The organism is Pseudomonas sp. LBUM1673 (genome assembly GCF_059695645.1).
This window is the reverse complement of the sequence record NZ_CP166780.1, coordinates 2,567,171-2,586,522: the sequence shown is the minus strand read 5'-3', so window position 1 is coordinate 2,586,522 and position 19,352 is coordinate 2,567,171. Positions and strand designations below refer to the sequence as shown.

At 57.8% G+C, this 19,352-nt stretch carries 21 protein-coding genes and 1 pseudogene; 17 read left to right on the top strand and 5 right to left on the bottom strand.

What is annotated here, in order from left to right:
* Position 1 precedes the first annotated feature (1 nt).
* The 4 genes from ACA044_RS11770 (at position 2) to ACA044_RS11755 (ending at position 5,158) form a co-directional block, all read left to right on the top strand.
* Positions 2–1,648, top strand: a complete 1,647-nt coding sequence (locus tag ACA044_RS11770; RefSeq protein ID WP_497446487.1) for a bifunctional 3-(3-hydroxy-phenyl)propionate/3-hydroxycinnamic acid hydroxylase — start codon at positions 2–4, stop codon at positions 1,646–1,648.
* 24 nt (positions 1,649–1,672) lie between these two features.
* Positions 1,673–2,521, top strand: coding sequence for a VOC family protein (locus ACA044_RS11765; protein WP_497446486.1), 849 nt, complete (start codon positions 1,673–1,675; stop codon positions 2,519–2,521).
* 51 nt (positions 2,522–2,572) lie between these two features.
* A complete protein-coding gene (locus tag ACA044_RS11760; protein WP_497446485.1) occupies positions 2,573–4,051 on the top strand; it encodes an aldehyde dehydrogenase family protein in 1,479 nt (492 codons plus the stop codon).
* A gap of 87 nt (positions 4,052–4,138) precedes the next feature.
* A complete protein-coding gene (locus ACA044_RS11755; protein WP_497446484.1) occupies positions 4,139–5,158 on the top strand; it encodes a helix-turn-helix domain-containing protein in 1,020 nt (339 codons plus the stop codon).
* A gap of 29 nt (positions 5,159–5,187) precedes the next feature.
* Here ACA044_RS11755 and ACA044_RS11750 read toward each other — a convergent pair.
* A pseudogene (locus ACA044_RS11750) lies at positions 5,188–5,352 on the bottom strand (TolC family protein); the annotation flags it as partial.
* Positions 5,353–5,604: 252 nt separating this feature from the next.
* Here ACA044_RS11750 and ACA044_RS11745 point away from each other — a divergent pair.
* Complete coding sequence (locus tag ACA044_RS11745; RefSeq protein ID WP_497446483.1) at positions 5,605–5,982, top strand: c-type cytochrome; 378 nt, start codon at positions 5,605–5,607, stop codon at positions 5,980–5,982.
* 228 nt (positions 5,983–6,210) lie between these two features.
* Here the strand turns inward: ACA044_RS11745 and ACA044_RS11740 are convergent, their stop codons facing one another.
* The gene (locus ACA044_RS11740) at positions 6,211–7,371 is read right to left on the bottom strand and encodes a PDZ domain-containing protein (protein WP_497446482.1); all 1,161 of its coding nucleotides are present in this window, start codon (positions 7,369–7,371) and stop codon (positions 6,211–6,213) included.
* Between the two features lie 401 nt (positions 7,372–7,772).
* Here ACA044_RS11740 and ACA044_RS11735 point away from each other — a divergent pair, with 401 nt between their 5' ends.
* Positions 7,773–8,990, top strand: a complete 1,218-nt coding sequence (locus tag ACA044_RS11735) for a patatin-like phospholipase family protein (RefSeq protein ID WP_497446481.1) — start codon at positions 7,773–7,775, stop codon at positions 8,988–8,990.
* 15 nt (positions 8,991–9,005) lie between these two features.
* Here the strand turns inward: ACA044_RS11735 and ACA044_RS11730 are convergent, their stop codons facing one another.
* A complete protein-coding gene (locus tag ACA044_RS11730) occupies positions 9,006–9,932 on the bottom strand; it encodes a transcriptional regulator GcvA (protein ID WP_497446480.1) in 927 nt (308 codons plus the stop codon).
* Between the two features lie 276 nt (positions 9,933–10,208).
* On the opposite strand from ACA044_RS11730, the gene ACA044_RS11725 reads away from it, so the two are divergent.
* The 4 genes from ACA044_RS11725 to ACA044_RS11710 all read left to right on the top strand — a co-directional run bounded on the left by ACA044_RS11725 (position 10,209) and on the right by ACA044_RS11710 (position 11,976).
* Positions 10,209–10,379: a hypothetical protein gene (locus ACA044_RS11725; protein ID WP_497446479.1), complete on the top strand. Its 171-nt coding sequence runs from the start codon at positions 10,209–10,211 to the stop codon at positions 10,377–10,379.
* A 155-nt stretch (positions 10,380–10,534) separates the two neighbouring features.
* On the top strand, positions 10,535–11,146 hold the full coding sequence (gstA, locus tag ACA044_RS11720) for a glutathione transferase GstA (RefSeq protein WP_497446478.1): 612 nt from the start codon (positions 10,535–10,537) through the stop codon (positions 11,144–11,146).
* A 64-nt stretch (positions 11,147–11,210) separates the two neighbouring features.
* Positions 11,211–11,582, top strand: a complete 372-nt coding sequence (locus tag ACA044_RS11715) for a Rid family hydrolase (protein WP_497446477.1) — start codon at positions 11,211–11,213, stop codon at positions 11,580–11,582.
* Complete coding sequence (locus ACA044_RS11710) at positions 11,572–11,976, top strand: nuclear transport factor 2 family protein (protein ID WP_497446476.1); 405 nt, start codon at positions 11,572–11,574, stop codon at positions 11,974–11,976. Before ACA044_RS11715 ends, ACA044_RS11710 begins: the two co-directional genes overlap by 11 nt.
* 123 nt (positions 11,977–12,099) lie before the next feature.
* On the opposite strand, the gene ACA044_RS11705 is transcribed toward ACA044_RS11710, so the two are convergent.
* On the bottom strand, positions 12,100–12,696 hold the full coding sequence (locus tag ACA044_RS11705; RefSeq protein WP_497446475.1) for an eCIS core domain-containing protein: 597 nt from the start codon (positions 12,694–12,696) through the stop codon (positions 12,100–12,102).
* 212 nt (positions 12,697–12,908) lie between these two features.
* Between ACA044_RS11705 and ACA044_RS11700 the strand changes: the two genes are divergently transcribed.
* Both ACA044_RS11700 and ACA044_RS11695 read left to right on the top strand, forming a co-directional pair.
* Positions 12,909–13,580 carry a class I SAM-dependent methyltransferase gene (locus ACA044_RS11700; RefSeq protein ID WP_497446474.1) on the top strand — a complete coding sequence of 224 codons (672 nt, stop codon included), beginning with the start codon at positions 12,909–12,911 and terminating at the stop codon, positions 13,578–13,580.
* A gap of 160 nt (positions 13,581–13,740) precedes the next feature.
* Positions 13,741–14,541 (top strand): DUF6630 family protein, encoded by an 801-nt coding sequence (locus tag ACA044_RS11695; protein WP_497446473.1) that lies wholly within the window; start codon positions 13,741–13,743, stop codon positions 14,539–14,541.
* Here ACA044_RS11695 and ACA044_RS11690 read toward each other — a convergent pair.
* Complete coding sequence (locus tag ACA044_RS11690) at positions 14,507–15,412, bottom strand: LysR family transcriptional regulator (RefSeq protein ID WP_497446472.1); 906 nt, start codon at positions 15,410–15,412, stop codon at positions 14,507–14,509. The genes ACA044_RS11695 and ACA044_RS11690 overlap by 35 nt on opposite strands.
* Positions 15,413–15,533: 121 nt before the next feature.
* On the opposite strand from ACA044_RS11690, the gene ACA044_RS11685 reads away from it, so the two are divergent.
* The 5 genes from ACA044_RS11685 (at position 15,534) to ACA044_RS11665 (ending at position 19,346) form a co-directional block, all read left to right on the top strand.
* Positions 15,534–15,950 carry an ester cyclase gene (locus tag ACA044_RS11685; protein ID WP_497446471.1) on the top strand — a complete coding sequence of 139 codons (417 nt, stop codon included), beginning with the start codon at positions 15,534–15,536 and terminating at the stop codon, positions 15,948–15,950.
* Between the two features lie 10 nt (positions 15,951–15,960).
* Positions 15,961–17,049 (top strand): SDR family oxidoreductase, encoded by a 1,089-nt coding sequence (locus ACA044_RS11680; RefSeq protein WP_497446470.1) that lies wholly within the window; start codon positions 15,961–15,963, stop codon positions 17,047–17,049.
* Between the two features lie 13 nt (positions 17,050–17,062).
* Complete coding sequence (locus ACA044_RS11675) at positions 17,063–17,602, top strand: histidine phosphatase family protein (protein ID WP_497446469.1); 540 nt, start codon at positions 17,063–17,065, stop codon at positions 17,600–17,602.
* Between the two features lie 220 nt (positions 17,603–17,822).
* Positions 17,823–18,383, top strand: coding sequence for a lipid-binding SYLF domain-containing protein (locus tag ACA044_RS11670; RefSeq protein ID WP_497446468.1), 561 nt, complete (start codon positions 17,823–17,825; stop codon positions 18,381–18,383).
* 399 nt (positions 18,384–18,782) lie between these two features.
* Positions 18,783–19,346 (top strand): hypothetical protein, encoded by a 564-nt coding sequence (locus tag ACA044_RS11665; RefSeq protein WP_497447210.1) that lies wholly within the window; start codon positions 18,783–18,785, stop codon positions 19,344–19,346.
* Positions 19,347–19,352: the final 6 nt, after the last annotated feature.

Below are 19,352 nucleotides of genomic sequence, written 5' to 3'. Positions count from 1 at the left end.
AATGACAACCCTCAACACTATCAACACAGATGTCCTGATCATCGGAGCCGGTCCTACGGGACTGACGCTAGCCAACCTGCTTGGCCAGGCTGGCGTGGACACATTGATCATCGATCGCAAGCCCGGCACCGTGACCGAGCCTCGGGCTGTTTCGATCGATGACGAGTCCTTGCGCACCATGCAGGCCATCGGTCTGGACCAGGCCGTGCTTAACGATGTGGTTCCCGGTTACGGCGTGCACTACTTCACCCGGCCCGGCGGTCGCTGCTTCGGTAAAGTCGAGCCGACCGGCAAGTTGTATGGGTTCCCCAAGCGCAATGCCTTTCGCCAACCGCTGTTGGAGGCCACCCTCAAGACCGGCCTCAAACGCTTTGCCAACCTGAAGGCACGGTTCAGCCATGAGCTTCTGGAATTCAGTCAAGACCACCCTGGCGTGCGCGCGCTGATTCGGGACGCCGAGGGCCAGATGATAGAAGTCACCGCGGCGTACCTGGTGGCCTGCGACGGTGGCCGCAGCCCGGTACGCAAGCAACTGGGGATTGAGATGGTGGGCTCGAGCTTTTCCTCGCGCTGGCTGGTGGTCGATACCGATCAGGATGACGACCCGTTCTGGCAAACACGCGTGTATTGCGACGCAAGACGGCCCATTGTTGAGGTGCCTGGCCCCCACCGTACTCGTCGATTCGAATTTCTCCTCAAGCCGGACGAAACGGATGAGCAAGTGCTCAGCGACACTTGCCTGCAGGCCTTACTTCGTCCATTCAAGGGGGACGCCCCGGTTTCCATCGTGCGCAAGACGGTTTACACCTTTCACGCCCGGGTCGCCGAGCGGTGGCAGGTGGGCCGTGTGTTTCTCGCCGGAGATGCCGCACACCTGACCCCGCCGTATGCCGGTCAGGGCATGAACAGCGGTGTACGTGATGCCCATAACCTGAGCTGGAAACTGATCGGCGTGCTAAAAGGAAAAATGGCTGAAAGCGCCCTGCTGTCTTACGAAAGCGAACGTCGCGATCATGCGTGGGCATTGATCAAACTGGCCTTGAACCTCGGTGTGGTCATGGCACCGGCAACCGTCCTGCGCGCTCGCTTGATCAGCGGTGCATTCGCCCTGATCGGCCTGTTGCCGCCGTTGCGCGATTATTTCCTGCAGATGCGCTTCAAGCCAAAACCCAGGTTCACCAAAGGGCTGGTACTGAGCGAAGGCGAAGCTGGAAAACTGTCCTGCGGACAAATGTTTCCTCAACCAATGCTCACCGATCCCCATGGCCACGAACGTCTGCTCGACGAAACCATTGGCGCCGGCTTCGCCTTGATTCAATACGGCGTCCCTACCCGCCAGCGCATCGATGAACTCAAGCATGGCCTCTGGCACCTTCTTGAAGTCAAACGCATCCTGATTCTTCCCGGGCACGTCAAGGCCATGCCTTCGATGCCTGGCTGCACGGTGCTCCAGGACCGTGAGGGGTTGCTCAAAGGACTGCTGGGCGATTCAAACAGGTTTTTGCTACTGCGCCCTGATCGTTATATCGCCGCCATCTTCGACAAGGCCGCAGAGACAAAGACTGCCGAATCGCTGCAGTCGCTGTTCGGCATCGCCATGGCCAGAAGCAGCGAAATCGAATCGGGCATCGCCCCCGTCTTTCACTGAACCGTTCATGCCACAGAGGTGTTTATGCAAACACTCCAGACTTCCACCCCTGCACGCCTGTGCTACCTGCACCTGGCGAGCAAGGAACCGCAACGGCAAATCGACTTCTATCGGCGCATGCTGGATATGGACAGCCAGGCGCAGGTCGATGGCAGCTGGATGCTGAGCGGTCCGCAACGCGCCATGCTCGTGTCTCCTGCCGACCATAACGGTCTGCTCGCGGCAGCCTATGACCTGGGGACTCAAACCCGACTGGCAGAACTGCGCACGCGCCTGATCGAGCACGACTGTGCCGTCGAAGAGATCGACTCACCGCTGCTCGAACCGGGCGCCTTCCTGATTCGAGACCCTCAAGGTCGGCAAACGATATTCGGTGTGTCTCCCGTCGATCCCGATGCTGATCGGCCAGGCATGCCCGGCCGCCTGCAGCACGTGGTATTCCAGACCACTGAGCTGCAAGCCATGATCGATTTCTACGTCAACACGGTCGGGTTCACCGTATCGGACAACGTCGTCGACGAGCAGACCGGCCAGCTCATGACGTGTTTCCTGCGCTCGGACGATGAGCATCATTCACTGGCGTTTTTCCGCGGCTCGAAAAACGAATGGGACCACCACTGTTACGAAACCAACGAATGGAATGACATTCGCGACTGGGGTGATCGCTTCGCCAAGGAACGTATCACCCTCTTCTTCGGCCCCGGCCGACATGGGCCGGGCAACAACCTGTTCTTCATGGTGGTCGATGCCGATCGCAACCGCCTGGAGTTCTCGGCCGAGCTCGAAAAAACCGATGCCACCCACCAGCCCGGTGTCTGGCCACAGGAGGAGTACACGCTCAATTCCTGGGGACGCGCCTGGATCAGGAGTTGAATACTTTTTTACACACAATCGACGCGGCCACCTGCCTCCAAAGGTAAGACTATGACGACTCAACATTACGCCCCCTACGCCATCAATGGCGACCAGTACATCAACGGCACCTGGCGTGCAGGTCGCTCTTCACGGCGACTGGACGACCGCAACCCCTTCAATGGCGAACAACTGCTGGAGATGCCGCTGGCTTCGATTGCCGATCTGGACGATGCCTATCAGGCTGCCCTTCGTGCGCAAACCGGATGGGCACAACTGCACCCGACACAGCGCAGCGCACAACTTGAAAAACTGGCGCGCGTCATCCAGAACCGCGGCGAAGAAATCATCGACTGGCTGATCCGTGAGTCCGGCAGTACCCGCATCAAAGCGAGCATGGAATGGCAGTTCACGCTGAACCTGGTTCGTGAGTGCGCCTCAATGCCGATGCAGGTTGAGGGACGGATCCTGACGAGCTACAAGCCTGGCGAACAGAGCTTTGTCTTTCGTGAACCCTTGGGTGTGGTCGGTGTGATCAGCCCGTGGAACTTTCCTCTGTATCTGAGCATGCGTTCGGTGGTACCGGCGCTCGCGCTGGGCAATACGATCGTGCTCAAACCTGCCAGCGACACGGCGGTGACTGGCGGCCTGCTGATCGCCCACCTGTTCGAAGAGGCTGGCTTCCCCAACGGTTCGCTCAATGTCGTGGTCGGCGCAGGCTCGGAGATCGGCGATGCCTTCGTCGAACACCCGGTGCCGAGCCTGATTTCCTTCACCGGCTCAACGGATGTGGGTCGCAATGTCGGCCGCATTGCAACCGGCGGCAAACATATCAAACGCGTCGCGCTGGAGCTGGGCGGCAACGCTCCGCTGGTGGTTCTGGATGATGCAGATATTGAGATAGCGGCCCACGCCGCGGTGGTCGGGCGCTTCCTGCACCAGGGCCAGATCTGCATGAGCGTCAATCGGGTGATCGTCGACCGCTCGCTTTATGCGGACTTCGCGGCGCTGGTCGTGGAACGCGTGCGCAAGCTCAAGACCGGCGACCCGGCCAAGGCAGACACTGTGATTGGACCGGTGGTCAATCAGAGCCAGCTCGATGGCCTGTTGCGCAAAATCGATGCCGCCGAAAACGCCGGCCTCAAACGGCTTTGTGGAGGCCAGGCCTCCGGGCTGGTGCTGCCTGCCCATGTCTACGGTGAGGTTGGGGCCGATCAGGAACTGGCGCGCGATGAAACCTTCGGGCCCTTGCTGCCGCTGCTGATCGCAGAAAACGAAGCCCATGCCCTGGAATTGGCTAACGCCAGCGAGTATGGCCTGTCCAGCGCGGTATTCACCCGGGACATGGCCCGGGGTTTGAGTTTTGCCCAGGGCATCGTGGCTGGCATGACCCATATCAACGACATCACGGTCGATGACCAACCTAATGCGCCCTTCGGCGGCGAAAAGAACTCCGGCCTCGGACGCTTCAATGGTCACTATGCCCTCGATGAGTTCACCCGTGCCCATTGGGTGACCTGGCAACCGGGCGGCCACCACTACCCGTTCTGATCATTTACCGAAACTGACTCTGCCAGGATCGGGCACCGGTTGACCCCTTTGCCCGATCAGTAAAAACAATAAAAACAGAGGCAAAAAATGAACAATCTAGCCTGTGCATCCACCGATCAAGTCGTACGCTCCGATCGACTGATGAAGTGGAAAGAGTTCATGAGTGACCACCTGGGCCGCACGCCGGAGTACATAAAGCGCCTGGAGTCGACCTTCATCGAGCCGTTGCACGACAGCAACTTTCAGGGGCGGCTGGAGTACGGAGACCTGGGCCAACTGCGTTTTTGTCGAATGACCGCCAGTGCCCATCGCTACTCACGCCATCTGAGCAAAGCGGTCGACTCCCTCGACACCCCACGCATGTTGATCCTGCAGATTGCTGGCGTCAGTCATTTCGAACAGGGTCGGCGCAACAACGCGTTAGCGCCTGACGAAATGCTACTGGTCGACTGCGGCCAGCCTTTCAGCGTCACCAGTACCCAGGGCTGCGAACACTTCATCCTGCTTTTCCAGGGGACACCCGGACAGCTCGCGCAAACAGGCGATGTGCACCTCAACGGTCGCAACGGACTGGGCAGGATGCTGATGCATCTGATCAGTGATGCCTACAACCAATACCCCTTGCTCAACAGCAACTCGGCCGGGCTGATCGGCGACAGTATCGCCGGGCTTCTGGATAACGCCCTGAAGAATAAACAGGAAGAAAAGCAACTCGCACACGACTTCCGCTTCTTCAAGCAGAACCGTCTCAAGGCGTATATCGAGCGCCACCTGGCCGACCGCGACCTGACCATCGAACGCATCGCCAACGCCGAACAGTGCTCGGTGCGCAGCTTGCATCGAGCGTTTCAGGATGAGCTGGGGTGCAGCGTTAGCGAATACATCTGGCAACGCCGTTTGTCGCGCTGCGCCGAAGACCTGCGCAACCGGGAACATGCCCATCGCTCGCTCACCGAGATCGCCTATGCCTGGGGGTATGGCAGCAGCTCTCACTTCAGCCGGCATTTCAAATCGACGTTCGGCATGTCACCTCGGCTCTTCCGTGATACCGCGAGCGACAGCAGCATGAACGCCGACAACACACACGACCGCTGCAATTATGGATAGCGGCCGTTAATTCCAGCCGCCACCCGACACTGAATCTCGCGCTCGGTCTTGGCCGCGTCGAGCGTCGCGCGGTTACTGCCAGCGTCAAAGATTGGCAGGCTTATGCTCGGGGCAAATGTCCAGGCGCCGCTGCCAGACTTGAACAGACCCGACAAAGCCGAGCTCGAGGAACCGGCATTGGCCGCCGCGCCGATGTCTTGCTTTCGGCCAGTCGCCCTGACAAGCACGTCACCGCACTTTCTTCCTGCGAACAGTGTGTTTGGTTCGGTTTCAGTCATTCACCACTGGGTGCAATCGGCCAGAAGCGGTCACCGGGATGCGCCTGGAAAACGAGTTGATTCAATGGGCATCAGAAATACTGTGTGTGCCGATACGATGGCTGATATCTTTCCCGCGCACCAAATCGCGTCCAGTCGACGCTGATCCCATCAAGGAAGATAGAAACAATGAAAATATTATTCATCGCTTCGCTAGGAATTTTATCGTTAGTTCAAACATCACTATCCTTAGCGGATAATGTTAATGGAAAAAATCTCTATTTACAGCGATGCACTATGTGCCACGGAATAGATCTCAAAGCAACAGGACCATTGGCTAATAAAAGCAATCCTCCTACACCTGATCTAACAACATCCGCTTTCAAAAAACGATTAAATGATTATCCGGGCGTAATTGTATCATCGATCATACTTCGTCCAAATGGAGACTTGATTCCAAAAACTTTGCGAGAGAATGGTGTAAAGCTATCGCCGCACTCATGGAGTATTAAAGATCTGCGCGATTTAAATCAATACATGGGTGGTATGATTTCAAAAAATCGATGATTTTTGAGATAAGAGGCAGGCACAGAAATCTAAAAGCCATTTCAGGTTTGAGGGCTTGTGGGGCAATGCCGGTGAGCCAGTCGACCTCTCGCGGGCACATCGCTAATGAACAATCTCGGATTAATACAAGCTCGGGCGGCTCTTCGCATCCAGCAGCAGTCGGCTGCGGTCGTGACAGGCAAGTAACGGCCAAAAGCGGACTTCGATCAAAGCTGCAGCCCCAAACGCTCAAGGCCAGTCAACGACAACCGCTTGTGGGTCTCCCTGATGCATTTCGCTCAATTGAGCGTCCGCCTTGGCTTGCGTCGGGTGACAGAACTCGAAGGCGTTCTGAGTTTTGCCCGTCGGCCCTTTGGCCTCGGCCATGCAAACCACTGCACCCGGTGCGCAAACGGCGGGGTTGAGTTTGAAATCGCCCCAGACGCCGGGCTGGTCCTGTTTCACTTTAGCGATGTAGCTCTTGAGCGAGGGTTGCATGTCGTTCGCTGCCCCGGCGATCATTTTGACCGGGCTGACGGAAGCGCCGTAAGTATGCTGAGTGGACAAGACTGCGGTGCAATACAGTGCGCCTGCCGATGGCGCAGCCGTTGCACCGTTCGCTGGCACCGGCGTCACTGATACCTGGGTTCCTCCAGGGCCTACGACAACAGGCACGATGCTAAACGCGTTGCCCCGCCAGACCTTTAGATTGGCCCGCGAGCCGATTGCGACTTTGGCGAGTTCGACCCTGAAATCGATTGAATCACCGATCGGCTTATTGTCGACGGCCACGATCACGTCCTGAGGCAATATGCCTGCCTGCCGGGCACCGCTGCCCGGAACGGTCGCCAGCACCACCACGCCGGCCGGGGGCTGTGACAAGGCCATCGCCCGTTGCGGATCGATGGTGTCCATGCTGATGCCGACCTTGCCGCGAGGCAAGTTGCCGGGCTGGCAGCGCTTCTCAAGCCATACCGGGCTGGCCGCTTCTTTTCGCGCAGTGCCGACCTGCTTCATCACTGGCTCAGCGCTCGCCTGATACATCGGCACCTCGCTCAGGGCCATCTCTATGTACTCGCACGACTTGGAGCGATAGCGGTCAGGCGTTTCCCGGGTGACCAGTTTTTGCAGGTCAATCGGTGGCATGCCTTGTGGCGCAGCAACCGTGGAGGTCGCAGGCGATACGCTGTCGGAGTCCGCGCTGGCAACCGAGGAAACGACATAGGCACCGGCCGCGACGCCAACGGCAGTGGTCATCAGGCTGGTGTCCACTCCAGCAGGCATGGGCAGAAGCATCGCGCCGAACAATGCAGCATCGCCCAGTCCACCATCGGCGGCGCAACCCGCCAGGCCGGTGAGAGACAATGCAAAGGCAAAGCAGGTGCCTGACTTGAGGGCATGTGCAAGCATTTCGCTTCCCAGTGTGATGAGTTCTAACGGATCGTGCCGCATAATGGCAAAGTGCCGTTACGTTGTATATCGAACGATAGGTCTGGCCGGATACCACTCGTCCAATCGCAGTGGGCGCGAGATTTCAGCATCTCGATCAGATCCTCATCCAGCTTTTTATCCTTGGCCAGTTTCTTGTTCAGATCAGTTGCGCAATAACGAAGCGGCGCAGCACTGCTATCGTTCCATCTATCACAAGCGATCAGGACGCAGACGGAATGACTACTCGACTTCCAAGAGAACAGTCGCTTCGACGCCGTCGACACCTGTACACGATCGTTGATCAAGTCAGCAGACGCATTGGATGCTATCCATGATGGAATGACGCCACGGGCAGGCGAATCGAAAATTTTCGAGTGATCATGACTATGAAAATCACCAGTCTGATTGTGGCGCTGTTGGTACTGATGCAAGGCTGCGCCTGGGCACCACCTCGCCTGGCCGCGGTGCCGTCCGAGTTGACGGCGCGAGCGCAGATCCCGGGAATGACCGGGGTGCGTTATGTCGGTGGCGGCGACATGACAGAGCTGAGCCGAGTCGGGCTGGAAGCGCTGCGGCGTGAACAGGCTTACCTCGTGAAGCAGGGGCACAAGGGCCCCCTGCCGCCAGCGATATATCTGGCAATTTCGGGCGGTGGTGACAATGGCGCGTTCACCGCGGGATTGTTGAACGGCTGGACGGCTACCGGAAAGCGCCCTGAATTCAAACTCGTTACTGGCATCAGCACCGGTGCGCTGATTGCGCCTTTCGCCTTTCTTGGGCCCAAGTACGACGCGACGCTGAAGAGGGTCTATACCACCTTATCGCCGAAAGACGTCCTTGTGCCACGCAGCTTTGTCGCAGGCGTTTTGGGCGATGCGATGTCGGACAACGCACCGCTGTTGAAGCTGACGCGCAAATCGGTGACCGAGGACATGCTCAAGGAGATCGCCGCCGAGTACGCGAAAGGCCGCTTTCTGTTGGTCGCCACCGCGGACCTCGACGCGCGACGCCCGATTATCTGGGACATGGGGAAAATCGCGACCTATGGTGGTCCTGAGGCATTGGATCTTTTCGTGAAGATCATGATCGCATCCGCCTCGATTCCGGGAGGGTTTCCGCCAATGATGATCGATGTGGAAGTCGACGGTAAAACCTATCAGGAAATGCACGTGGACGGCGGCATCATGGCGCAGGTATTCGCTTATCCGGCCGGGATCCGTGTCAATGAGGAGGCGAAAAAAGCAGGATTCACCCGCGAGCGTAAACTCTACGTGATACGCAACGCGCGACTCGATCCGGACTGGGCGGATGTCGAGCGCAGCACCATGAGCATCGCTGGGCGCTCGATCGCCTCGTTGATCCACAGCCAGGGCATCGGCGACCTCTACCGGATCTATGCCACCACCCAGCGCGACAGTGTGGACTTCAACCTCGGATTCATACCGGCGAGCTTCAACTTCCCACACAAGGAAGAGTTCGACAACGAGTACATGCGCAAGCTCTACGACACCGGTTATGACATGGCATTGCAGGGCTTCCCGTGGCTCAAGGTGCCGCCCGGATTCGCTCCTCCAGGTGCAACAGCAACGGGGAAATAAGTTCCCCTTTGTAGCTTATTTAAGGATTTCGGAAGCTGAGGCAAATTCGGCGTTCTGCACCAGATCGATCAGCCAGGTGCGGAATGCCACGACTTTTTTCGAGTTGGCGACTTCCAGCGGTGTCACCAGGTAGAAACCCAGATCGGACTTCAACTTGAGGTTGAACGGCGCCACCAGTTTCCCGGCCTTCAAATCGTCATCGACGTAGGTGGAGCGACCGATGCACACCCCCAATCCGTCGATGGCAGCCTGCACCGCCATCATAGCCAGATCGAAGGTCAGCCGCGTGCCTTCGGCGAGCTTCTTCGGTTGCCCTGCCGCGCTCAACCACATGTTCCAGTCGTTGCTGGTCATGCCGCTGACCTGCAACAGCGTGTGATTGGCCAGATCGACCGGGCTTTTCAAGGCTTTGGGGCCGGTCAGCAGTTTGGGGCTGCACACAGGAAAGATCTCGTCGGACATGAGCCAGTCCGCCCGCAAGCCCTTCCAGTCGCCGAAACCGTAGCGGATCGCGGCGTCGATGCCGCCCTTGCGGAAGTCGACCAGTTCGGTCGATGCGGTGACCCGCACATCAATATTGGGAAATGCATCCTGAAAGGATGCCAGGCGCGGCAACAGCCATTTGGACGCCAGGGAAACCAGGGTACTGATGGTCAATGCGCTGTTGTTGGTCGACTCAAGCAACATTTCCGTGGAATAGCGCAACTCATGAAACGCCGAGCGAATGCCAGGCAAATACGCATGGCCTTCGGTGCTCAGCGCCAGACCATCCTTGAGCCGCAGAAACAGGCGAACGCCCAGTTCATCTTCAAGTCGGCGGATCTGATGGCTGATGGCCGTCTGCGTGACATTGAGCTCCTCGGCGGCCTTGGTAAAACTCATATGGCGAGCAGCAGATTCAAACGCTTTCAATCCATTGAGAGAAGGAATTCTGGCAACCATAAGAGTCCGTAATGCTCATGAGATTTTGTCATAAGGTAGCACTCAAGAAGTCCTTTGCGAATTGTTTCAGCGGTCGTGATTCTAGCGTCGTTCTCAAGCCACGACGGCTTGAAAACGACCCCTCAAGGATGAGATCGCCGTGAATAAAACAGTTGAAATCAACAGCAGCCCGGACGAAAAAGCTCCACAACTGAAGGCTCGCAACGCATCGAGAATGGCTGAAATCAGCCGCCCGCATTTCGACCGGCCTCGACACTGCCGGTTGATCGCCGGGGAATGCGGGTCTTCGAATTGAGCAAACCGATCTATCGCGAGTTCGGCCTGGTTTGCTCACCCGCCGGCGAACGCACGCCTTCTGCCCAGGCGTTTCTCAATGAAATCCGCAAGTCGACCCTCGGCAGCGACATCCCGATGACGGTTCGCAGTACTGAAGCGAAAGTCGCCTGAATGGACATAAGAGCACCTAATGATGGGCGCATAAGATCGTAATTTTACCGTTCGATGACATGACACCAATATGTCTGGAACGCGGTTCACAGCCGTTTCAGGCCTGGAACGGCAACACGTTCGGGTACGCGTTGCCCGCTTATAAGGAGACACCCATGAAACTGTACTTTGCCCCTATGACCTGCTCCCTGTCGCCGCACATCGTGCTGCGTGAACTGGGCCTGCCTTTCGAACTGGTCCGAGTCAACAACAAGACCAAGGCCACGGCCGACGGCCGTGACTTCCGCGACATCAACCCAAAGGGGTACGTGGCCGCACTGGTGCTGGATAACGACCAGGTGCTGACCGAAGGTCCGGCCATCATCCAGTACCTGGCAGATCAGGTTCCGGGCAATTCCCTGGCACCGGCCAACGGCACCTGGGAGCGCACTCGTCTGCAGGAACTGCTGAACTTCATCACCTCGGAAATCCATGGCGGCAGCGCGCCGTTGTTCAATGCTGATATCCCTGAGTCCACCAAAGAAATTTTCCGGCAGAAACTGTTCAAGCGCCTGGACTACCTGAACAAGGGCCTGGTGAAAAAAGACTACCTGCTGGGCACCTTCGGCCTGGCCGATGCCTACCTGTTCACCGTGCTCAAGTGGCTCCCGTTCTTCAATATCGATGTCAAGGACTGGCCGGAACTGGCGTCGTTCATGGAGCGCATCGAAGCACGCCCAAGCGTGCAGGCCGCCATTGCCGCGGAAGAGGCAACGCAGCCGGTTTAATCACGGATGACAGAAGCTGGTGGATGCTGGCTTCTGCCTCACTTCAACCTGGATGAAGACCCCTATGCAGACAATTGAACGCGTTCCAAGCGACCACGCAGGACGTAGCCGTTCCTGCGCCTACGCCAACATCGTTTATCCCGTGGCAACCTCTGCGGACACCTCACTGGACATCGTCGGCCAGACTCACCAGGCCCTGGCCGCGTTGAGCACCAGCCTCGAAGGCCTTGGCTCTCACGCCTCGCGCATGCTGTCGGCTCAGGTGCTGCTGGCAGACATGGGCAGCAAACCCGTGGTCGATGAAATCTGGGCCCGGTGGATCGGCGACAACCCGCAGCACTGGCCCCAGCGCGCCTGTTACGGCGTCGACTTGGGCGGCAAACTGCTGATCGAAATCATCGTCACGGCGGCGCGAGGAACGGCTGATGACGCATAACGATCAGATCGACCTGGTGATCCGCACCTGCGAAGCACAACGCAGTGCCGCCATGCTCGGCGGTCATCTGGATATCTTCAGCTACCTGTTCCACCCGGACCTGACCTACATCCACTCCAGCGGTGTGGTCGACAATCTCAAGAGCCACCTTGAGAAATGCCGCTCCCGGGAGTTCATCCATCACACCCTCAACCATCAAATCGACAAAGTGACCCGAGTGGGTGAACTGGCGATCGCGTTTGGCGAGATGGTCACCAACGTCACCTCCGGGGGCGTGCGAAAACATCTGCACAACCGAACGCTCACGGCGTGGCAGAAAACCGATGAGCAATGGCAACTGCTGGTCTATCAAGCGACGCCGCTCAAGCCGGCCGAGGTGCTCGAGGCAACGTGAGCGATTCGGCGTGCGCCAGCATTCAATCGCGTAAAAAAAGCCCTGCACGCATCTGGCGTGCAGGGCTGATTTCTTTTGAGGATGTCGATAGCTCCCCTCAGTGACCGGCAGCTTCGCTACTCTTCAGTAAGTCCCTTTCCGCACCCACTGTCTGACCTCAGCCTGTATGGCATAAGCCGGCGCCTCCACAGCATTGAAATCCTGTGTATACCGCTGGGCAAATCCTTCTACCCCCCATTCCTGATACTGCTGCACATGCTTTAATTCGTGAGCCCAGAGCGCAACGTTCTGTTCTGCGGTTTGAGCGTCCCGGAAGAGGATGATGTCGATCAGCGTCACGGCACCGACATCGGGGTTTTGCAACATGGCAGTGGCGGCGCTGAATTGGCTGTTGTCGCTCACTTTATAGCGCGCGGTATCGAGGACGCTGGGGTCGTACCAGCGCAGCAGTTGCTCCCGGATATGCGGTGGAATGGGCTGGATGCCGGCGTTGGCTGCTTCAGCGCGGGCTTGGGTCAGCCACAGCGCCAGGGCAGGTGCCGCGATCTGGTAAATGCCATCAGGCAGGGGGCCGAGCAGCTGTCCCACGTCTGGCAGGCAGATGCAGCCGTCCAGGCACACTTGTTTCTCGCCAGCCGGGCAGGCGTTGGTCTGGGCTGGCACGTCAAGCGTCAGGCAAAGAACAAACAGCGCCACGAGGCGCGTGGGGATGGGTGACATTGGGCGCTCCAGGGACGGACGCAGTGCGAACAGTGGGTCACAATTGATCGACGATCCGCATAGGTTTAGCGTAGTCCCGAACCAAGCGCCCCCAAGATAATCGCAGGAAGCGACAAACCCACCTTTCCTGCGAATCCCCCTCTTCTTCAACCCACGCCAGGACTATGACTTTGTCCTATCCTTCCATCCAACCAATAACTCCGGACATCGAAATGCCCGCACCCGAATCCCCCCTCCTCCAGAGCTGGCACCACAACGCCCAATCCTGGATCGAAGCCATCCGCACCGGCACCATCGAAAGCCGTCTGAAGGTCACCGACCAGGCAATCCTGCTGGCGGTATCAGGCCGCCAACCCGAGCGCGTGCTCGACCTGGGCTGCGGCGAGGGCTGGCTGTTGCGTGCGCTGGCTGAACGGGCCATTGAGGCAGTTGGTGTGGATGGCGATGCGACGCTGGTCGAGGCGGCGCGGGCGACGGGCTCTTCGCGGGTGCATTTGGCGAGCTATGAAGAGTTGGTGGAGACGAAGGTGGACATCGGCAGCAACTACGACCTGATCTGCGCCAACTTCGCCCTGTTGCACCAGGACATCATCCCTCTGCTCGCCGCCATGAACGCCCTGCTCGCCCCTGGCGGCGCGCTGGTGATTCAGACGCTGCATCCGTGGACCGCGGCGGCGGGCGACTATCAGGATGGTTGGCGGGAAGAGACCTTCGCCGGGTTCAAGGGGCAGTGGCAACCCATGCCGTGGTACTTTCGCACCTTGTCCAGTTGGCTCAATGCGCTGGACATGGCCGGTTTTCGGCTGGCCGGCCTGCAGGAGCCGCAACACCCGCAAAGTCCTGTGCCGCAGTCATTGCTGTTGGTGGCTGAGCCAAGGGGATGAGTGCAATCGATAAGTCGGGCAACGACTGCTCGCCTGGGTTGTTGGAAGCCTGTCACGACAGGCAGTAGATGACAGTTGAATCTACAGCCAAAGCGCTCATCCCTCCCCTTAGCAACCACTCCACCTTGATGTACGATCAGCGCAAAATCGGATATCAAACATGAACCCTATCGACCCACCGTCGCTTCAATGCATCACCACTACCCATGGCAAGCCCGAGGGTGCGGCGTATTTCGATGCGGAAGAAAGCATCGTTCATGATGTGTTTCCTGACCGCATTGTTTTCCAGACCAACTATCTGGATTACCGCAGCTATGAGGTCGATGTCGCCGAGGGCGGTATTCGTGTGCGCAAGACGCGGCTGGATAACTACCACTGCGGCCATAAGGCACAAGTGATCGATGATGAGATGGATGAAGAGGACTGGAGTGAGTTAGGCGCCCTGTGGCAGCGCTTGAGCCGGGACCTGGACACCCAGAGGCAAGGGCCACGGCTCGATTTGGCCGATACGCTGGCCGACCTGTTTGATTGCCTCTTCGATGAGGCGCACGCGCAAGCGCTCATTCAAAACATTCCGCCCCCTACAGCGCAGTGGGATTGGGCTTGGACTCAAGTCGCGTCAGCGCTCGCCGAGGCCAATCAGTTGGCTCAATTCGAATGGAAGGAGTGGTCGTCCTACGGGGTCAATGCTGTAAATGCTCTTGCACCGCTACGGCAATTGGGCATTGACATCTCTGCGCCTGAGAGTAAAACCATCGATGCCATTAACGGCGCCAACGATTGGGAGCGAGCGCTGCTCCAGTATTTCAACGCACAGCTGGAGGCGCATGATTTAAAGTTGCTGGCCATTGGCACTCATTTCGATGAATACCAAGCCTTTGCTTGCCTGCCCATGAAGGGGTTGAGCCTGGTCAATGCGCTGGAGATCATGGGTAAGCTGGGCTTTGTCTACAAATATTGACATTTTCTATGGGAAAGGCTTCAAGCAGCACCTGCTCCAGAATGGCGAAAAAACATTTGATGTGGGCCTGTTTCAATGCCTGAGGCCGGGTCACCAGATAGACCTCCATATCTGGAAGTTGGAGATCCGGGAACAACCCGATCAGGTCCTTCGCCAGAATACGGGGCAGTACTGCCACACCCATACCTCGCCTCACCGATTCAAGCTGAGCCGCGAACGAGTTCACGCTGATCTGCGCGCGTTCCAGACCCGCAGCCCTTGCCGCACGCATTTGCGGCAACATGTCCAGCGGAGGAAGCAAGGCAATACTGACCGCAGTGGCCGGAGTCACCCCTGGAAACCGCTTCAGATAACCTGCATCGGCGAAGACCCCGTAGGCTAGCCTGCCTATGGGTCGATAAATCAGCGACGGCTCGCCCAGATGAGCTGTGCGTACTGCAATGTCTGCCACACCGCGGACGATCTTGTGGAAGTCGGCTGTTACCAGCAACTCCACCGAGCAACGCGGGTGGAGTGAGGTGAAGCGACTCGCGGCCTCCAGCACGCATGACGAGAATCCCTCTCCTGCACTGACCAGGACACTGCCAAATAGCTCTGTGTGTAGCCCGGACATGCCAGCAACGGTTTGACGCCTCAAGCCCGCTTCCGCAGCCAGGGCAACTTCCACAAGGGATTGGCCCCGCGAGGTCAACCAGCATCCTTCAACGCCCCGCTCGACGAGTGGCTCGCCCAGGGCGCCCTCAAGTTGGGTCAACCGGCGAGACACGGTAGACGCCGCGATACCCAGCAACTGGCCAGCTTGAAGAAAGCTGCCACGCCGCGAGACGGCCAACAGCAGACGAAGATCGTCCCAATTTGCTTGCAACGCCATGCTTCATATCCTCCCTGATCTGCATATATGCAAAGCCATTATGCAGTAGTCGCTGTTTTTCGGCAGAGGCCTCAAAGGTATATCTACAGGCCCTCGAAACGAATGGAATGGAACGGACTGTATGACTACTGGCCCCAACGACTTTGCGGAACGCGCCGCCAGCGCCTTCAATCGCCGTGATGTGGAGGCGATGCTTGCGCTGGTTTGCGAAGACTTCATCTACTTCGATGGGATGGGGATGCAAACCGGTCGCGAATCCATGCGCAAACGAGAGACCGCATTGTTCGAAGCGTTCCCCGATGCCCAGGTGAGCTTCAGCCCATTTGCCGTCGGTGACGATCGTTTAGCACTGACCGCCTTCCTGACCGGCACCTTCACCGCACCATTAGTGATGCCGGACCGGGTGATTCGACCCCATGGCCGCCACATTGCCATGTACTACGCCGCGCACTTCACCTTCAAAGACGGGCTGGCCATCCGTGAAGAGGCCTTCTTCGACAGTGCGGTGTTGATGTCATTTTTTAGCCGTTCAGGCTGAGGGTTAAGCGATGCACAGCGTATTCGTTACTGGCGCAACCGGCTTGTTGGGCAACAACCTGGTGCGTGAATTGGTCTCTCGTGGCTACGCGGTCAAAGCCCTGGTCCGTTCAAGAGCCAAAGGTGAACAGCAGTTCAACCAGTTGCCGGGAGTGGAACTGATCGTTGGGGACATGGCCGATGTCGATGCATTCGCAACGTCGCTGCGAGGCTGCGATACGGTGTTTCACACCGCGGCGTTCTTTCGCGACAACTACAAGGGCGGCAGCCACTGGAAGGAACTCGAAAAGATTAACGTGTCGGGTACGCGGCACCTACTTGACCAGGCCTACCGCGCCGGTATACGACGGTTCATCCATACGTCATCCATTGCCGTGCTCGACGGCGCACCTGGCACGTCCATCGATGAGACATGTCTGCGGGCCGACGCCGACGCGGATGACTACTACCGTAGCAAGATCCTCGCCGACCGTGTCGTCTTGTCGTTCCTGGAACGCCATCCCGAGATGCATGCCTGCATGGTCCTGCCTGGTTGGATGTGGGGCCCTGCCGACATTGGCCCAACCTCCTCGGGACAGTTGGTCAACGATGTCGTGCACGGCAAATTGCCCGGACTGATCCCAGGTAGCTTCTCCGTGGTCGATGCCCGCGATGTGGCATTGGCGCAGATTGCCGCAGCCAGACATGGCCGACGAGGTGAGCGCTATCTCGCGGCGGGCCGGCATATGACAATGCGTGAGCTGGTGCCTGTTCTTGGGCGTATAGCGGGCGTCAAGACACCCGCTCGACAACTGCCGCTGCCTTTTCTATACACCTTGGCGGCTGTGCAGGAAGTCTATGCGCGTATTACCGGCAAGCCCATACTGCTGAGCATGGCCACGTTACGCCTGTTGGTACGAGAGAAGGACCGCACCTTTTTCAACCACCGCAAGAGTGAACAAGAGCTTGGCCTGAGTTTCCGAGCGCTAGAGCTGACAATCACCGACACTGTGGCGTGGTACCGTGATCACGATTGGTTTGAAAACTACAGTGCGCCTGTGCCCCAGGAAAACGCACGTCTCACCACCCACCAGGACAAGGACGTAAGCAACTGTGAGTAAGGAAATAATCCTGATGCGTCACGGCCAGCCAAAGCTGGTCGCAACCAACAAAATGTCAGCGCTCGATATGAAAGACTGGATCGAACACTACAACCGGTCCGAAATTACCGACCATCCCGTCCCGGATGCCAGCCTGCAGCTCGCCGCAACCGCCACGGTGATTGTTTCAAGCAGCGCGCCTCGTGCGCTGACCTCCGTCCAGGCTCTTGGCCTGAAGCCCGCCCTCGTCGACGCGCTTTTCTGTGAAGCACAACTGCCTTACGGTCACTGGAAACTGCCACGGCTATCGCCGTTTACCTGGGCATTTATCCTTCGAATCTTATGGTTGTGCGGTTACTCACGCAGAGTCGAATCCGCCGGCACCGCGAAGATGCGCGCCCGCACGGCAGCTCAACGACTGCAGTCCCTTGCCAGCGAAGGACCGGTTCTGCTGCTCGGTCATGGCTTTATGAATCGAATGATCGCCAAACAACTGATGGCAGATGGATGGATTCGCCAAAAACGTAACGGCAGCCGGTACTGGAGTGCGACGGTGTATCACTATCTACCTTAGGCCATCGCCGTCTCTGACGACGAACCCAGCCCCTACACAGATGTCAAAACCAGTGATGACATCGCCACTGATCAAAGGCCTCTGGCCTGCTTCATTCAAGGGCGAAGCCAGTAGCTCACACACTTCAGGGTGCGCCGGATAATTTCAGCAGGCTCGGATTCTGCCGAGGGCAGGTGCCGGCTGCTGTTCGCATCCAATGCTCCCGTATCGGAGAACAAAAATGACTCAGTCAATGCGGTTCTTCCTATCGATCGTCCTTGCGACAGCCTCACTGGCATCGGCGAGTTTCCTGAATACTGCAGGTGCGGCAACCGCCGAGGATCTGGATGTCGATTCTCGGCAAGCGTTGCAAACGCTCTACAAGGCCACGCCATTTGCCGAAACCATTTCACACAACGCCAAAGCGATTCTTGTCTTCCCGAAAATCATCAAGGCGGGCCTTGTGTTTGGCGGCAGCTATGGCGAAGGCGAATTGTTGAAGGGCAAGAAAGTAGAGGGGTATTACAACTCCGTAACCGGGTCATGGGGGCTGCAGGCAGGCGCCCAGTCGTATGGCTATGTGGTTTTCCTGATGACCGACAAAGCCGTGAACTATTTACGTGAAACCAAGGGTTGGGAAATCGGCGTAGGGCCCACTGTTGTTATGGTTGATGAAGGGGTGTCGAAGAATCTGTCCAGCACGACGCTGAAGGACGATGCCTACGCGTTCATTTTCGACCAGCAGGGGTTAATGGCTGGGATCAGCATCGAAGGAACCAAGATTTCCCTGATAAAGCGCTAAACCGGTCGTTTGGCGGCAAGGACTGATGAGAATTGTCGCCGCTCTTTGTGCCTTGAAAATAATCAGGCCGCCCAACCAAACTGGCTGGGCGGCCTGTTAAGCTTGCACTCAGCCGCGTCTATCGACTGCTGCCGAGCCGTTGGAAATGATCACTTCAACACGGCGATTCAATTGACGTGAATGAGCCGTCGCATCATCGGCAACCGGGTACTCCTTGCCATAGCCTCACGCGACTTATAAAGAATCATTCCTGAAACAAGCGGCAAGCCATTAACTTTGAGGTTTACCTAAAGTATCGAGGCGATGGGTCGAAAGGCTGGCTGACTGATTGTTAACGAATAAGGATATTTTGTGTTGAGAACACTCTTCAAGGCTGCGGCCGTCATCGCCACACTGTCGATGACAGGCTGTGTTTCCTACAACGTCACCGGCCCGTTAGGCGCCCCGCTCCACCCCGCTCCCATCAGCAGTTCCCGTACCGCACAGCTTTGCGATGTGGTCATCTCCGCACCCGGTATCGACGAAGCGACACGGACAGCCATCAGCCGCTCGCTCACCTCTCAGCTCAACCCGTATGTCCAGGAAGGCGGGTACTTCAAGCAGCTCAGCCAATACCCGACGCGCCTGGCCGAGAACGATGTATTGCTCAAATTCAACATGACCTCGCTCAAAGGCCATCGCGGCCCGCATCCAGCTTACATCCCTGGAGCGTTGCTGACCTTGACCCTGTGGATCTGGGTCAATGGGCCTATCTACGTGGACAGCTACGACGTGGCAGGTGATCTGGTGGTCGTCGATCGTGACGGCAAAGAACTCGCCAGAGCGAAGGAGCAGGTCCAGGTCGAGCGCAATGTCGGCCTGTACGGGCGCGAATACTGGGCATCCACGATGGGCGCCAAACAACTAAGCGAACTGGTTTCGCAACTACTCGATACCGCCACTGCACAGCTGGCGAAACAGTAAGTCCAA

Excerpts from the sequence above, each read along its gene's own strand:
- ACA044_RS11770 (WP_497446487.1), top strand. The coding sequence starts at position 2 with ATGACAACCCTCAACACTATCAACACAGATGTCCTGATCATCGGAGCC.
- ACA044_RS11765 (WP_497446486.1), top strand. The coding sequence starts at position 1,673 with ATGCAAACACTCCAGACTTCCACCCCTGCACGCCTGTGCTACCTGCAC.
- ACA044_RS11760 (WP_497446485.1), top strand. The coding sequence starts at position 2,573 with ATGACGACTCAACATTACGCCCCCTACGCCATCAATGGCGACCAGTAC.
- ACA044_RS11755 (WP_497446484.1), top strand. The coding sequence starts at position 4,139 with ATGAACAATCTAGCCTGTGCATCCACCGATCAAGTCGTACGCTCCGAT.
- ACA044_RS11745 (WP_497446483.1), top strand. The coding sequence starts at position 5,605 with ATGAAAATATTATTCATCGCTTCGCTAGGAATTTTATCGTTAGTTCAA.
- ACA044_RS11740 (WP_497446482.1), bottom strand. The coding sequence starts at position 7,371 with ATGCTTGCACATGCCCTCAAGTCAGGCACCTGCTTTGCCTTTGCATTG.
- ACA044_RS11735 (WP_497446481.1), top strand. The coding sequence starts at position 7,773 with ATGACTATGAAAATCACCAGTCTGATTGTGGCGCTGTTGGTACTGATG.
- ACA044_RS11730 (WP_497446480.1), bottom strand. The coding sequence starts at position 9,932 with ATGGTTGCCAGAATTCCTTCTCTCAATGGATTGAAAGCGTTTGAATCT.
- ACA044_RS11725 (WP_497446479.1), top strand. The coding sequence starts at position 10,209 with ATGCGGGTCTTCGAATTGAGCAAACCGATCTATCGCGAGTTCGGCCTG.
- gstA (WP_497446478.1), top strand. The coding sequence starts at position 10,535 with ATGAAACTGTACTTTGCCCCTATGACCTGCTCCCTGTCGCCGCACATC.
- ACA044_RS11715 (WP_497446477.1), top strand. The coding sequence starts at position 11,211 with ATGCAGACAATTGAACGCGTTCCAAGCGACCACGCAGGACGTAGCCGT.
- ACA044_RS11710 (WP_497446476.1), top strand. The coding sequence starts at position 11,572 with ATGACGCATAACGATCAGATCGACCTGGTGATCCGCACCTGCGAAGCA.
- ACA044_RS11705 (WP_497446475.1), bottom strand. The coding sequence starts at position 12,696 with ATGTCACCCATCCCCACGCGCCTCGTGGCGCTGTTTGTTCTTTGCCTG.
- ACA044_RS11700 (WP_497446474.1), top strand. The coding sequence starts at position 12,909 with ATGCCCGCACCCGAATCCCCCCTCCTCCAGAGCTGGCACCACAACGCC.
- ACA044_RS11695 (WP_497446473.1), top strand. The coding sequence starts at position 13,741 with ATGAACCCTATCGACCCACCGTCGCTTCAATGCATCACCACTACCCAT.
- ACA044_RS11690 (WP_497446472.1), bottom strand. The coding sequence starts at position 15,412 with ATGGCGTTGCAAGCAAATTGGGACGATCTTCGTCTGCTGTTGGCCGTC.
- ACA044_RS11685 (WP_497446471.1), top strand. The coding sequence starts at position 15,534 with ATGACTACTGGCCCCAACGACTTTGCGGAACGCGCCGCCAGCGCCTTC.
- ACA044_RS11680 (WP_497446470.1), top strand. The coding sequence starts at position 15,961 with ATGCACAGCGTATTCGTTACTGGCGCAACCGGCTTGTTGGGCAACAAC.
- ACA044_RS11675 (WP_497446469.1), top strand. The coding sequence starts at position 17,063 with ATGCGTCACGGCCAGCCAAAGCTGGTCGCAACCAACAAAATGTCAGCG.
- ACA044_RS11670 (WP_497446468.1), top strand. The coding sequence starts at position 17,823 with ATGACTCAGTCAATGCGGTTCTTCCTATCGATCGTCCTTGCGACAGCC.
- ACA044_RS11665 (WP_497447210.1), top strand. The coding sequence starts at position 18,783 with ATGACAGGCTGTGTTTCCTACAACGTCACCGGCCCGTTAGGCGCCCCG.